Source organism: Phenylobacterium parvum (assembly GCF_003150835.1).
In the GTDB taxonomy this organism is placed as follows: Bacteria; Pseudomonadota; Alphaproteobacteria; order Caulobacterales; family Caulobacteraceae; genus Phenylobacterium; species Phenylobacterium parvum.
Genome location: NZ_CP029479.1, coordinates 1,699,213 through 1,711,642, shown reverse-complemented (window position 1 = coordinate 1,711,642; position 12,430 = coordinate 1,699,213). Strand labels below are relative to the sequence as shown.

Below are 12,430 nucleotides of genomic sequence, written 5' to 3'. Positions count from 1 at the left end.
CTCTCAATGAAAATCCTGCGCACGCCCGACGCCCAGTTCGCGAACCTGCCCGACTTCCCCTGGGCGCCCCACTACTTGACAGTCCGGGACGAGGACGGGACAGACATCCGCATTCACTGCATCGATGAAGGTCCGCGCGACGCGCCCCCGATCCTGTTGATGCACGGCAATCCGACCTGGGCCTACCTCTACAGGCGCATGATCCCCGGACTGCTCGCGACGGGCCGGCGGGTGATCGCCGTCGACCTCGTGGGCTGCGGGCGATCGGACAAGCCCGCGGAGAAGAGCGATTACACCCTGGCCCGGCACTACGACTGGATGGGCAAGTGGCTCACCCAGATGGACCTGACGGATATCACCCTCTTCTGCCAGGACTGGGGCGGCACGATCGGCATCTACCTGGCGGCCCAGCACCCCGAGCGCTTCGCCCGGGTGATCGCCGCCAACACCGGCCTGCCCCTCGGCGAGGGCGAAAGCGACTTCATGAAGATGTGGGTCGGCATGATGCGCGCGGCGACCGCCTTTCCATGGCAGATGCTCGAGGGCGGCATGCAGCGCAAGCTCACCGAGGGGGAGGTTGCCGCCTACCGGGCGCCTTTCCCTTCAACGGACTATGAAGCGGGGATCATCCAGTTCCCGGTGCTGATCGCCGTGCAGGTCGACAATCCGGGCGCGCCCCTGAACCGCGAGGCCTGGGCGAAGCTGGCGAAGTTCGATCGCCCCTTCCTGACCCTGTTCGGCGACCTCGATCCGGTCGCCCAGGGATGGGACAAGCGGGCGCAGGCGCACATTCCGGGCGCGGCTGGCCAGAAGCACCAGAACATTCCCATGGCGAACCACTTCATCCAGGAAGACGCGCCCGAAGAACTGCTCGCCCACATCCTTCCCTTTCTTGACGTGAACTGACGAGGCGGCTTCCATGGCCCTGCTCCCCCCCAGCACCAATTCAGATTACCACGGCGCCCCCAGCTCCGCTTGGTTCCTGGCCCTGTCCTCCGTGGCAACCATCGTTCCGGGTCTGATCCACTACTTTCTCCCCGACGGTGGCGCCGGAGTCATCGGCGGCGTCGACCTTTCGACCCGCGCAGAGGCCATCATCGCGATCTTTGCCTGGTACGGGGCCATGCAGATCCCGTTCGGGATCCTCATCCTCATCATCGCCCTGCGATACCGCCCGCTTGTGCCCCTGGTGCTGCTGCTCACCATCCTCATGCAGGCGCTGGGCGCCTATTCGGGTTGGTTCGGGAAGGGCTCCCACAGCGGCCACCATCCGCCGGAGCATTACGGGAGCGCCGCCTTCGTCGTGCTGGGGACACTCTTCTTCATGCTCTCCTTGCGCGATCGTCGCGTCCAACAGGAACCCACAACATGATCACCCAGGTTCAGGTGCGTCGCTCGGCCTTCGCCGAAGCTCGGACGGTTTCCACAGAGATCCCGGAGTTGGCGGAAGGCGAGGTCCTGGTCGCCATCGACAAGTTCGCCATGACCGCGAACAACGTCAGCTACGCCCTTTCCGGCGACATGATCGGGTACTGGAGGTTCTTTCCGGTCGAGGAGCCCTGGGGGATCGTGCCCGTCTGGGGCTTCGCCGACGTTGTCGCGTCTCGCGCCCCGGAGGTCGCCGTGGGCGAGCGCATCTGGGGCTTCCTGCCCATGGCCAGCCACGTCGTGATGCGGCCCGCCGGCGCCACGGACCGGAGCTTTGTCGACGGCGCGGCGCATCGCGCGGACCTGCCGGCCATCTACAACACCTACCAGCGCACCCAGGGGGATCCGCCCGCCCTGACCGCTATGGAAGACGAGCGCTGCCTCCTCTTCCCGCTCTTCTCGACCTCCTACGTGCTCTACGACTACCTGGTGGACAACGCCTTCTTCAGCGCCCGGCAGGTGCTGGTCGGCAGCGCCTCGTCCAAAACCGGCCTGGGCCTGGCGAACCTGCTCTCACGTCACGGCGAGGGGCGTCCCCGGGTCGTCGGCCTGACCTCTCCGGGGAATGTCGGCTTCGTCACGAGCCTGGGGACCTGCGATGAGGTCGTGACCTACGACGCCATCGCCGCCCTGGACCCCTCGGTCCCGACCGCCTTTGTCGACATGTCCGGCGCGGGTGAGGTCGTCAGCGCCATCCACGCGCGGTTCGGCGACCAGCTCAAGCTCAGCTGCGCCGTCGGCGCGACCCACTGGGGCGCCGGCCGCTATCGGCCCGAGACCTCCGCCACGCCCCACGCCTTCTTCTTCGCGCCGGCCCAGTTCGCAAAGCGCGACGTCGACTGGGGTCCGGGCGAGATCATGCGTCGCGCCCAGGCGGAGTCCGCCCGCATGTCGCTGGAGCTGAAGGGCGCCCTGGAAATCCGCCACGAACGTGGAGCGGATGCGGTTATCGCCGCCTGGCAGGGCCTCGTGGCGAACAGGATCGCGCCGAACGCGGCGGTCATGGCGTCGCTGAAATAGGCGCCGGAGGAATTGGAATTCCCGGGGGCTCGGCTATCTCTTGGCGGGCAGTCGGGGATTCCACCGCCGGGGAGGCGACGGCATGACCAAGCCCATGAAGATCGACTTCGTCTCCGACGTGGCCTGTCCCTGGTGCATTATTGGCCTGGCCGGGCTCGAGGAGGCCCTGTCGCGTGTGGGCGACCTCGTCGAGGCGACGATCATCCTCCAGCCCTTCGAGCTCAATCCTGACATGCCGCCCGGTGGGCAGAACCTGGCGGAACACGTGTTCGAGAAGTATGGCGCGACGCCGGAGCAGTCTGCGGCGAACCGGGAGCAGATCCGGGCCCGCGCCGCCGAGGTGGGCTTCACCATCGCCACCACTCCTGAAAGCCGGATCTACAACACCTTTGACGCCCACAGGCTGCTGCACTGGGCAGGGTTGATGGGGCGCCAGCTGCCCCTCAAGCACGCCCTGTTCGAGGCCTATTTCACCCGGGGTGAGAATCCCGGCGACCCCGAGGTCCTTGCGGCGGCGGCCGGGCGGGCGGGCCTCGATCCCGACGCCGCCCGCGAGATTCTGGCCTCGGGCCGCTTCGCCGAACACGTCCGGTCCCTGGAGCGTCAGTGGTACGAGGCGGGGATCAGTTCGGTCCCGACCCTGATCATCAACGACACGTACGTCATCTCCGGGGGCCACCCGGCGGACGCATTCGAGCGCGCGCTCCGCACCCTCGCCGCCGAGACCTAGCCTGGCGGTGACGGGCTCCGGGCCGGCCCCGGCTTGAGCCGGTCACGCCCCGGACCTATCCTCTCCCTGACCCCGCCCGGACCCTGGCGGCCCCCGACTGGGAAATCCCGCATGAGTACTGTCACCGGCACCGACGAGGCCATGCATCCCACCGGCGAGGACCGGGCCTGGAGCGAGAGCTATTACTTCAACTTCGTCGATCCGAAGACCGGGGTCGGCATGTTCACCCGCATGGGCTTCCGGCCCGGGAATGGCTGGGCGGACGCCCTGCACGCCGTCTACCTGGGCGGCAGCCGGGTGGCCTTCACCTACGGCCGGCGGGACATCGGAAAGGACCTGTCCGCCTACGACGGCGACCTGAAGGTCGGGAACCTGGCCCTGGCCTGCGAGGACCCCTTCCGCCGCTGGACCGTGAGTTACGAGGGCCCGGCCCAGGACATCCCCGACGGGTCCATCCTGATGACCCGCGCCAAGCTCCGCCCCGAGGGCTGGCACACTCCGGCGCACCTCTCCATGCAGGTGGACGTCCAGGCCCTGACCGAGCCGCACTTCGCGGCGAAGGGCGCCCACGGCCACTTCGAGCAGAGCCTGCGCGCGACGGGGCGGCTGGCGATCGGCGGGGAGGAAATCGCCTTCGACGGCTTTGGCGTGCGCGATAAGTCCTGGGGCCCGCGTAACTGGAGCGGGTCTTCCAGCGGTTCGTCGGGCGCCGCCTCAGCAGGCCCCGCCCTCTCGACCGCCGCCACCCCCAACCCCTTCGTCTTCTGGTTCTCCATGAACTTCGGCGCCGGAACCTCCCTGGGAGGGTCCTGCTTCCGCCGCGCCGACGGGACCATGCTGGGCGCCGGCTGGATCCAGGACGGCGAGCACATGGACACGCTGGAGGACGTCCGTGTCGAGACCACCTTCCGGCCGGGCTCCATCCTGCACGAGACGGTGTCGATGGTCGCACGCACCGGCAAGGGCCGGGAGGTCCGCATCGAAGGCCGGGTGATCAACATGTGCCCGACCAAGATCCCCTTCCCGGGGGGAGCCACCTTCGTCAATGAGGGGCTGGCGCGCTTCGAGATGGACGGCCGCGAGGGCTTCGGCATCGCCGAGTCCTGGCACAACGTGACGGAATAGGTCCAGGCCGCCGCGGCTCCCCGGGCGCCCGGCAGAACCGGATCCATGCTTTCCTCGCTTCCGGTCCGCAACCGGATGTGCTGCAGTCCGCCGAAACACTGGGAGGACTTCATGCAGGAAATGACCGTCCGCGAGGACATTCCGCTGGCCGCCGATGCGGCCTGGGCCGTCATCGGCGACTTTTCAGGAATCCGGAAGTGGGCGACGCTGGTGGAGGCCGAGAGCACCGAGGTCACGCCCCAGGGCAAGGTGCGCACCCTGACCATGCCCGGCGGCCGGACCGTCTCGGAGCTGATGACCGACGAGGGGCCGCACCACTACACCTACACCCTCGATCGGCCCGACATGGAGGCCTACTTCTCCACCGTCTCGGTGGAGCCCGGTGACGGGGACTCCTGCGCCATCGTGCTGCGGGTCCGGTTCCAGCCCCGGGATCCCGCCCAGCTTGAGGCGGCGACCGAGGCCATGGGGAAGTTCTGCCGCGGCAACCTGAAGGCGATGAAGCGGGCCCTGGGCCTGGCCTGAACCGCGCCGTTCCGAGGAGATCCGACCATGCTGAACCGACTTGACGACTTCCCGATCCACCAGACCCCGGAGCCCATCGCCCACCCGGCGACCAGCGACCGTAACGTCTACGACCGCACCTGGTTCAACGCTTATGAGAAGGACGGTGGCTACTATTTCGGCGTCGGCATGGCGGTCTATCCCTTTCGGGGAATCCTGGACGGCGCCTTCAGCGTCGTGGCTCCCGGTGGGCGGCAGTACTGCTTCTACGGCTCGCGCCGGGCGCCCGCCGAGCGGACGGACATGTCCGTGGGCCCCTTCCGCCTCGAGGTTCTGGAGCCCATGCGCCGCACCCGGGTCGTGCTGGAGACGAATGAAAGCGGCCTGTCCTGCGATCTCGTCTTCTCGGCCCGGACGGCCAGCCTCCAGGAGGCCCGGCAGACCCTCTGGTCCGGGACCCGCCGGGTGATGGACGCCACCCGCTTCGACCAGTTCGGCCGCTGGAGCGGCTGGGTGGAGACGCCCGAGGGCCGCATCGAGGTGGATGCAGAGGTCTGCCTGGGAACCAAGGACCGGTCCTGGGGGGTCCGGAACGTGGGCGAGCCTGAGACCGGCGGTGCGCCCCGCAAGGAGATCCCCAGCGTCTTCTTCCTCTGGACGCCCCTCTTCTGGGACGACCACATCTCGCACGCCATCTTCTTCGATGACGCCCAGGGCCGCCCCCTGGTCCGCGAGGGCTTCACCGCGCCGCTCTACGACAGCGAGGCGGACATTCCGGGGGTCGAGGACGGGCGGGATCACCGCATGGCCACCGCCCGGCATCGGGTCGACTACCATCCGGGCACGCGCCTGGCCCGCTACGCCGAGGTGGACCTCGTCGACCATGACGGGACAGTCCGCACCATAAGCATGGAGCCGATCCTGAAGTTCCAGATGAAGGGCCTGGGCTACACCCACCCGGAGTGGGGGCAGGGCATGTGGAAGGGGGAACTGGCCATCGGCCATGAGTCCTTTGATCCCCGCCAGCTCGATCCCCTGGCGCACTCGCACCTGCATACCCAGCAGGTGGTCCGCACCCGGGACAACGAGGGCCGGACGGGGATCGGCGTCCTGGAACAGCTCTGCATCGGTCCCTACGCCCCTGCGGGCTTCACCCAGCTGCTTGACGGGGCGAAGTCCCGGGAGGAGCGGGCAGGCCCTTAGCCCTGAGGCGGTTCTCAGCTCTTCCGGGCGGCGAACGCCGCGATACGCTCGCGCATATCGGGACCGACGCCTTCTCCGCGATAGACTTCATGGGCCAGACCCGCCGGCAGCGGCAGGCCGTCCGTCTGGTCCAGCAGTCGCTTGTTGGCGGCGTGACTGAAGGATGAGTTCGCGGCGATCTCGGCCGTCCAGGCGTCGACGCCCTCGAGGAAGGTCGCGTCCGGCAGGCAGGCGTTGGCGAGGCCCATGGCCTCCGCCTCCCGCCCGGAATAGGTCCGGCAGGTGAACATCATCTCGCGGGCCTTCGCGGTCCCGACCCGTCGGGGCAGGCGCTGGCTGAGGCCCCAGACCGGCGTCAGGGCCCAACGGGCGTGGGTGTCCGCGAACTTGGCGCCTTCCGCGGCCAGGATGATGTCGGCGGCCAGCGCCAGCTCCAGGGCGCCGGTGTAGCAGTGGCCATGGACCGCAGAGATGACGGGAAGAGGCAGGGCCGCCAGCCGCTCGATGACCTTCGACTGGTAGTTTGGCTCTGGAAGCCGCTCGCCCGCGGCGATGTCACCGAGGTCGTGGCCGGCGGAAAAGCAGCGACCTGCGCCGCGAATGACCACCGCCGCGACGCCGGTGGGGTCCGCAGCGATCGCCTTCACATGGGCGTCCAGGGCCTGGAACAGAGGAACGTTCAGGGAGTTGAGCTTGTCAGGCCGGTTCAGCACAAGGTGGACCGCCTCGCCGCGGGTCTCCCGCAGGACCAGATCTGTCATTCCGCGTCTCCTCTTTCCGGGCGACAGTGGGCGCGTCGGCGGCGCTTCCTGTCAACGTCGGAGGCTGACCGGGGAGGGGACTTGTCATCCAATCGTCACTGATCCTTTGTAATCGTTCGTTCGCCCGTTTCGGGATATCGTCGGTCCCGACCCTTTCTCCGGGTCAAGGATCAAGGCAGGCAGGATCTCCCGTGAGGACCAGCGTCATCGCCATCAGCGCCGTGCTCGGCGCGCTCGGCGTTCCCGCCGGCGCCGCCATGGCGCAGGTTCTGGAGATCGGAGATGACGGTTCCGTGACAACCTATTCCGGGCCCATGGTCTTCACTTCTGCAGGTCCCCGGCCGATTACACCGCCCGCACCCGGGCCGGATTCAGCGCCGGCGGGCGCTGTCGCCGGCCTGATCGCCGAGGCGGCGGCTCGGCATGGCGTCGATCCCCGGCTGGCGACGGAAGTGGCTTGGCAGGAGTCGCGGTTCCGTCAGTCCGCCGTATCGCCGAAAGGCGCCCGGGGCGTCATGCAGCTCATGCCCGCCACCGCCCGGGACCTGGGCGTGGACCCCGACGACCTCAGGAGCAATATCGACGGCGGCGTCGGTTACCTGGCCCGCCAGCTCAGGCGCTTTGGCGACGTTCGCCTGGCGCTTGCCGCATACAACGCCGGACCCGAGGCTGTGGAGCGTTACGGGGATGTGCCGCCGTACCAGGAAACCCGGGCCTATGTTCAGGCCATCGTCTCGCGCCTCGGCGCGCCCCGCGTCCCGACCTACGGAGCCCAGTAGGACCATGAACCGCAAGACCCTCGCCCTGGCCGCCGCGGCCGCCATCGCCGGAACCCCGGCCTTCGCCCAGGCCCAGGCCGATCCCGCCGGCTCCTCGCCGCTGATCGCGGCCCTCACCTGGGTGCAGGGCACGCTCCTGGGCACGGTGGCCACCACCGCCGCCGTGATCGCGATCGCCGCGGTCGGATTCATGATGCTGTCCGGGCGCATGGAGTGGCGGCGGGGCGTGATCGTGATCGTCGGGGCCTTCATCATCTTCGGCGCCGTTTCCATCGTCGCCGGCATCCGCAGCCTCGCCGGGGCCATGTAGGATGAGCCGGCTGTCCTCCGACCCTGTCTTCGCCGCCCTGACGCGGCCGCAGATGATCGGCGGCGTCACCTACACCTACGCCATCCTCAACCTGATCGTGACGGGCGAGCTCTTCCTGATCACGAAGTCGTTCTGGGTCCTCCTCGCCGCCCTGGTGATCCACGCCATCGGCTATGCCGGGTCGGTCCGGGAGCCCCGCTTCTTCGACATCTGGATCACCCGGGTCCAGTCGTGCCCGAGGATACGGAACTTCAGCTTCTGGGGCGGGAACTCGTACACGCCGTGAACAGGTTCATCACCACCCGCGCGGCAAGCCTCCTGGCGCCCAGGGAGGCGGCCATTGGCGACCGCCTCGCCTTTGCCCGGCACCTCGACGGCCAGACCCTGGAGACGCGGGACGGCCTGCTCGTCCAGGTCCTGCACATCGCCGGCTTCCCCTTCGAGACCGCCTCGGATGAGGACCTGAACTATCGCAAGTCCGTCCGCGAGACCGTCCTTCGAAGCGCCGCGACTTCGCGCCTCGCCCTCTGGCACCATGTGGTCCGCCGGCGTGTGACGCCGGACTTTCCGCCGCCGCCGGAAGAATCCTTCTGCGCTGACCTCGACCGGAAGTGGCGTGAACAGCTCGAGACCCGCCAACTCTTCGTCAACGACATCTTCCTGACCCTGGTCCTGCGCCCGACCCAGGGCCGGGCCGGCCTTGTGGAGCGGATCCTCCGGGGGCCGCGCCAGCGGCAGTCGGAGTCGGCGCGCGACCTGCGCGAACTTCACGCCCTGAGGGACTCCTTCGCCGCCGCCCTGGCCCCCTATGGTGCGCGGACCCTCGGCGTCTACGACGGCGCGGGCGGCGCGCGCTTTTCCGAGCCCTGCGAGTTTCTCTCCCTGCTCCTGAACGGAGAGGCGCGGCCCGTGCTCGCGCCTTCCGGCGACATCGCCTCGGCCCTCGGCCAGCGTCGCCTGACCTTTGGCCTGGACGCCCTGGAGCTCGGGACCGGCCATGGCGGCGAGCGCAGTTTCGGCGCCGTCGTCGGGCTCAAGGACTATCCGGCGCGTACGGCGCCGGGGCTGCTCGACGGCGTCCTTCGCCTGCCGCACGAGATGGTCCTGACCGAGAGCTTCGCCTTCCAGGATCGCCAGGCTTCGCTGGAACGGATGGGCGTGGCCCTTCGACGCCTGAAGGCCGCCGATGACGACGCCTTCAGCCTGCGTGGGGAACTTGCCCAGGCCCGTGACGACGTCGGCGCGGGGCGCGCGGTCTATGGCGAGCACCACCTGTCGATCCTGGTGAAGGCCAGGGAGCTGGACGAGCTCGACTATGCGGTCGCCGACGTCCAGTCGGCCCTCGCGGAAGCCGGGGTCCTGGCCGTACGTGAGGACGCCAACCTGGAGCCCAGCTTCTGGGCCCAGTTCCCGGGCGGCTTCCGCTTCATCGCCCGCAAGGGCCTGATCTCCGCCGCCAACTTCGCCAGCCTGGCCAGCTTCCATAATCATCCGACGGGGCAGGCCGAAGGCAATCACTGGGGGCCGGCGATTTCCGTCCTCGAGACCACCGCCTCGGGCCCCTACCACTTCAATTTCCATCAGGGCGACCTTGGCAACTTCACCTGCATCGGGCCCTCCGGTTCGGGCAAGACGGTCCTCCTGACCTTCCTCCTGGCCCAGGCCGAGCGGGTTCGCCCTCGTGTGGCCTATTTCGACAAGGACCGCGGCGCCGAGCCTTTCATCCGAGCCATTGGCGGGCGGTACGACGTGCTGCGGCCCGGCGAGCCGACGGGCTTCAACCCCCTGCTGCTGCCGGACGAGCCGGGCAACCGTGCCTTCCTGGCCGAATGGCTCGCCCAGCTGCTCTCGGCGGATGGCTCGACCCTCAGCGCCGACGACCGGGCGGTGATCGCCGACGCCCTCGACGCCAACTTCGCCCAGCCCCCTTCGCACCGTCGCCTGCGGTTCCTGCGCGAGCTGTTCCGGGGCGGCCGGCGGCCCACACCCGGGGATCTCGCCTTCCGTCTCGGCCCCTGGTGCGAGGGTGGCGAGCACGCCTGGCTGTTCGACAATGCCGAGGACCAGCTCAGCCTCGAGACCCGGGTGCTCGGCTTCGACATGACCCGGGTCCTGGACGCCCCTGAAGTCCGCACCCCGGCCATGATGTACCTGTTCCACAGGCTGGAGCAGAGGCTGGACGGCACGCCCGCCATCTTCGTCGTCGACGAGGGCTGGAAGGTCCTGGACGACCCGGTCTTCATCCGTCGGATCAAGGACTGGGAAAAGACGATCCGGAAGCGCAACGGCCTTGTGGGTTTCTGTACCCAGAGCGCCTCAGACGCCCTCGACAGCCGGATCGCCTCGGCGATCATCGAGCAGGCCGCGACCCAGATCTTCTTCCCCAATCCGCGCGCCCGGCCCGAGGAATACATCGACGGCTTCGGCCTGTCCGAGCACGAGTTCTCCCTGGTCCGGTCGCTGCCGGACACCTCGCGCTGCTTCCTCGTCAAGCGCGGCGACCACAGCATCGTCGCCCGTCTCGACCTGTCCGGCCTGTCCGGGCCCCTGCAGGTGCTGGCCGGAACCGAGCGGTCCGTGCGCCGACTCGACCAGCTGCGGGCGGTGGTGGGCGATGCGCCCACGGCCTGGCTCGAGCCCTTCATGGCCGGAAAGTCCGCCCCATGATCGAGGCCTGCCCTTCCTACATGGACGTCGGCGCCATCGAGGGCGTGATGGCCACCATCGACTGCCAGACCCGGGTCTACGCCCAGGGCGGCTATGAGGCCCTGACCCGCGGGTCCGGCCTGTTTGGTGCGGCCCTGACCCTCCTGATGACCATCTACGTGGCCCTGATCGGATGGCGGCTGCTGTTCGCTCCCGAGGGCGCGAGGCTCTCGGAGGCGCCCGGAGCAGCGCTCAGGATCGGCGTCATCCTGGCCCTGGTCACCAACTGGTCGGTCTTCCAGACCCTGGTCTTCGACCTCGCTGATCGGGCGCCGGTGCAGATCGCCGCCGCCGCCTCGTCGCCCTGGACCGCCGCCGGGGGAGGGCAGAGCCTGGCCGCGCGGCCCATCGCCGGGCTGGACCTGGCCCATGACGAGCTTCGCCGGTCGGCGGTCGCCTTCGGCGTCAAGGCGCCCCCCAACGCCAAGGGCTACGCCAGCGCGGACGCAGCGTCGGCCGAAGCCCTGTCCCTGGCCGCAGACGCCCTCATGGTGATGAGCGTCGGCGTGGTGGGCGGCGCCAAGCTGGCCATCGGCGTCCTTACCGCCGTGGGGCCGGTCTTCATCGCCCTGGCCCTCCTGAACGTCACCCGCGGCGTCTTCTATGGATGGGTCCGCGCCCTGGCGGGTTCCGCCCTCAGCCTGATGGTGGGCTGGGCGCTTCTGGTCCTCCTGCTTGTGGTGCTGGGCCCCTGGCTGGCCGCCCTGGCCGAGCAGAGGGAGGCCCAGGCCCTCCAGCCACGCATGGCCACCAGCCTCGCCGCCCTCGTCCTGGTCTTCGCGGTGGGGCAGGGAATCCTGGTCGCCGCCGCCTGGGTCGCAGCCCTGGGGCTCCGGATGGGTCTTGGCGCCCGAACCGCCGCAGCCCCGGCCGCGGCTTCGGCGCCCCGGACCGAGCCGGCGACATCGTCCTTCCCGGTCTCCCGGGCGGACCGCCTGTCCCAGGCGCTGGCCCAGGAGGCGCAGAGGACCGAACTGAGGGTCCGGGAGTTCGGCGCGGCGGGGGCTTCGGTCCGCGCGGGACCGGTTCCCGCGGCCGGTCCGCGTCCCTCCGATACCCTCGGAGGCAGTTACAGAAGGCCCGTCGTGCCGCGGCGGCGAGGAGGCGCATGATGTTCCGCTCCATCCTGATCGCAGCCTGTCTGGCCCTCAGCGCGGCGACGGCCCACGCCGTGACGCCGCGGCCCGGCGCAGGCGATCCCCGCATCCACTTCGTCGACTATGATCCCTTTGTCGTGGTCGAGCTGAAGGGCGCCCTGCGTCATCAGCTGACCGTCGAGTTCGACCCTTCCGAGCGGATCGAGAACGTCGCCATCGGCGACAGTCTGGCCTGGCAGGTCACCCCCAACCGCAGGGCGAACCTCCTCTTCCTCAAGCCCATGGCCCGCCGGCCCCAGACCAACATGACCGTGGTGACCAACCTTCGCCGGTACAACTTCCAGCTGACGGCGCTCGGCCAGCCGGTCCGGGGAATGCCCTTCACGGTCCGCTTCGTCTACGCCGCTCCCGTGGCCGTGGTGGAGTCGGCGCCGCCGCCAGACCCTCCGCCCGAGGTCCGCAACGCCGCCTACGCCTTCCAGGGCTCCCGGGCCCTGCTTCCCGTCCGCATCTTTGACGACGGACGGGATACCTACTTCGCCTTCCGGAGCGACGAGGATCTCCCGGCCGTCTTCGCCATCGACTCCGATGGCGCGGAGTCGGTGGTCAACCTGCGCCTTCGCGACGGCTTCTTCGTCGCGGACCGCATCGCCCGGGGCTTTGTCCTGAGGCGGGGCGGCGACATCACCCGGGTCTTCAATGAAGGCTTTCGCCAGTCCGAGACCAGCCAGGTCCCGGAAAAGCCCCGTTCGTTCTGGCGGAGATGA

The 12,430-nt window shown here is 69.1% G+C and carries 14 protein-coding genes; 13 read left to right on the top strand and 1 reads right to left on the bottom strand.

What is annotated here, in order from left to right:
• The first annotated feature begins 6 nt into the window (after positions 1-6).
• From HYN04_RS08195 to HYN04_RS08165, 7 genes are all read left to right on the top strand, one after another.
• Entirely contained in the window at positions 7-906 is a 900-nt protein-coding gene (locus HYN04_RS08195) for a haloalkane dehalogenase (RefSeq protein WP_110450312.1), read from the top strand.
• Between the two features lie 13 nt (positions 907-919).
• Positions 920-1,372, top strand: a complete 453-nt coding sequence (locus HYN04_RS08190) for a hypothetical protein (protein WP_110450311.1) — start codon at positions 920-922, stop codon at positions 1,370-1,372.
• On the top strand, positions 1,369-2,448 hold the full coding sequence (locus HYN04_RS08185) for a DUF2855 family protein (protein ID WP_110450310.1): 1,080 nt from the start codon (positions 1,369-1,371) through the stop codon (positions 2,446-2,448). Before HYN04_RS08190 ends, HYN04_RS08185 begins: the two co-directional genes overlap by 4 nt.
• 82 nt (positions 2,449-2,530) lie before the next feature.
• Positions 2,531-3,178 (top strand): DsbA family oxidoreductase, encoded by a 648-nt coding sequence (locus tag HYN04_RS08180; RefSeq protein WP_110450309.1) that lies wholly within the window; start codon positions 2,531-2,533, stop codon positions 3,176-3,178.
• A 111-nt stretch (positions 3,179-3,289) separates the two neighbouring features.
• A complete protein-coding gene (locus HYN04_RS08175) occupies positions 3,290-4,303 on the top strand; it encodes a DUF7064 domain-containing protein (RefSeq protein ID WP_110450308.1) in 1,014 nt (337 codons plus the stop codon).
• A gap of 45 nt (positions 4,304-4,348) precedes the next feature.
• On the top strand, positions 4,349-4,828 hold the full coding sequence (locus HYN04_RS08170; RefSeq protein ID WP_110450307.1) for an SRPBCC family protein: 480 nt from the start codon (positions 4,349-4,351) through the stop codon (positions 4,826-4,828).
• Positions 4,829-4,855: 27 nt separating this feature from the next.
• Complete coding sequence (locus tag HYN04_RS08165) at positions 4,856-6,010, top strand: Rv3169 family protein (protein WP_110450306.1); 1,155 nt, start codon at positions 4,856-4,858, stop codon at positions 6,008-6,010.
• 14 nt (positions 6,011-6,024) lie between these two features.
• Here HYN04_RS08165 and HYN04_RS08160 read toward each other — a convergent pair whose 3' ends face one another.
• Complete coding sequence (locus HYN04_RS08160) at positions 6,025-6,771, bottom strand: enoyl-CoA hydratase/isomerase family protein (RefSeq protein WP_110450305.1); 747 nt, start codon at positions 6,769-6,771, stop codon at positions 6,025-6,027.
• 191 nt (positions 6,772-6,962) lie between these two features.
• On the opposite strand from HYN04_RS08160, the gene HYN04_RS08155 reads away from it, so the two are divergent.
• From HYN04_RS08155 to HYN04_RS08130, 6 genes are read left to right on the top strand one after another with little or no spacing between them, the layout of a single operon-like run.
• The gene (locus HYN04_RS08155; protein ID WP_277870380.1) at positions 6,963-7,550 is read left to right on the top strand and encodes a lytic transglycosylase domain-containing protein; all 588 of its coding nucleotides are present in this window, start codon (positions 6,963-6,965) and stop codon (positions 7,548-7,550) included.
• A gap of 4 nt (positions 7,551-7,554) precedes the next feature.
• On the top strand, positions 7,555-7,860 hold the full coding sequence (locus tag HYN04_RS08150) for a TrbC/VirB2 family protein (RefSeq protein WP_110450304.1): 306 nt from the start codon (positions 7,555-7,557) through the stop codon (positions 7,858-7,860).
• A gap of 1 nt (position 7,861) precedes the next feature.
• Positions 7,862-8,146, top strand: coding sequence for a VirB3 family type IV secretion system protein (locus HYN04_RS08145; RefSeq protein ID WP_110450303.1), 285 nt, complete (start codon positions 7,862-7,864; stop codon positions 8,144-8,146).
• Positions 8,143-10,527 (top strand): VirB4 family type IV secretion/conjugal transfer ATPase, encoded by a 2,385-nt coding sequence (locus tag HYN04_RS08140; RefSeq protein ID WP_199285938.1) that lies wholly within the window; start codon positions 8,143-8,145, stop codon positions 10,525-10,527. Before HYN04_RS08145 ends, HYN04_RS08140 begins: the two co-directional genes overlap by 4 nt.
• Positions 10,524-11,678, top strand: a complete 1,155-nt coding sequence (locus HYN04_RS13770) for a TrbL/VirB6 family protein (RefSeq protein ID WP_110450302.1) — start codon at positions 10,524-10,526, stop codon at positions 11,676-11,678. Before HYN04_RS08140 ends, HYN04_RS13770 begins: the two co-directional genes overlap by 4 nt.
• Positions 11,678-12,430 carry a TrbG/VirB9 family P-type conjugative transfer protein gene (locus tag HYN04_RS08130; RefSeq protein WP_162599596.1) on the top strand — a complete coding sequence of 251 codons (753 nt, stop codon included), beginning with the start codon at positions 11,678-11,680 and terminating at the stop codon, positions 12,428-12,430. The genes HYN04_RS13770 and HYN04_RS08130 overlap by 1 nt, the downstream gene beginning before the upstream one ends.

Bases quoted from the DNA above. Each gene is read 5' to 3' on its own strand.
- HYN04_RS08195 (WP_110450312.1), top strand. From the start codon at position 7: ATGAAAATCCTGCGCACGCCCGACGCCCAGTTCGCGAACCTGCCCGAC.
- HYN04_RS08190 (WP_110450311.1), top strand. From the start codon at position 920: ATGGCCCTGCTCCCCCCCAGCACCAATTCAGATTACCACGGCGCCCCC.
- HYN04_RS08185 (WP_110450310.1), top strand. From the start codon at position 1,369: ATGATCACCCAGGTTCAGGTGCGTCGCTCGGCCTTCGCCGAAGCTCGG.
- HYN04_RS08180 (WP_110450309.1), top strand. From the start codon at position 2,531: ATGACCAAGCCCATGAAGATCGACTTCGTCTCCGACGTGGCCTGTCCC.
- HYN04_RS08175 (WP_110450308.1), top strand. From the start codon at position 3,290: ATGAGTACTGTCACCGGCACCGACGAGGCCATGCATCCCACCGGCGAG.
- HYN04_RS08170 (WP_110450307.1), top strand. From the start codon at position 4,349: ATGCTTTCCTCGCTTCCGGTCCGCAACCGGATGTGCTGCAGTCCGCCG.
- HYN04_RS08165 (WP_110450306.1), top strand. From the start codon at position 4,856: ATGCTGAACCGACTTGACGACTTCCCGATCCACCAGACCCCGGAGCCC.
- HYN04_RS08160 (WP_110450305.1), bottom strand. From the start codon at position 6,771: ATGACAGATCTGGTCCTGCGGGAGACCCGCGGCGAGGCGGTCCACCTT.
- HYN04_RS08150 (WP_110450304.1), top strand. From the start codon at position 7,555: ATGAACCGCAAGACCCTCGCCCTGGCCGCCGCGGCCGCCATCGCCGGA.
- HYN04_RS08145 (WP_110450303.1), top strand. From the start codon at position 7,862: ATGAGCCGGCTGTCCTCCGACCCTGTCTTCGCCGCCCTGACGCGGCCG.
- HYN04_RS13770 (WP_110450302.1), top strand. From the start codon at position 10,524: ATGATCGAGGCCTGCCCTTCCTACATGGACGTCGGCGCCATCGAGGGC.
- HYN04_RS08130 (WP_162599596.1), top strand. From the start codon at position 11,678: ATGTTCCGCTCCATCCTGATCGCAGCCTGTCTGGCCCTCAGCGCGGCG.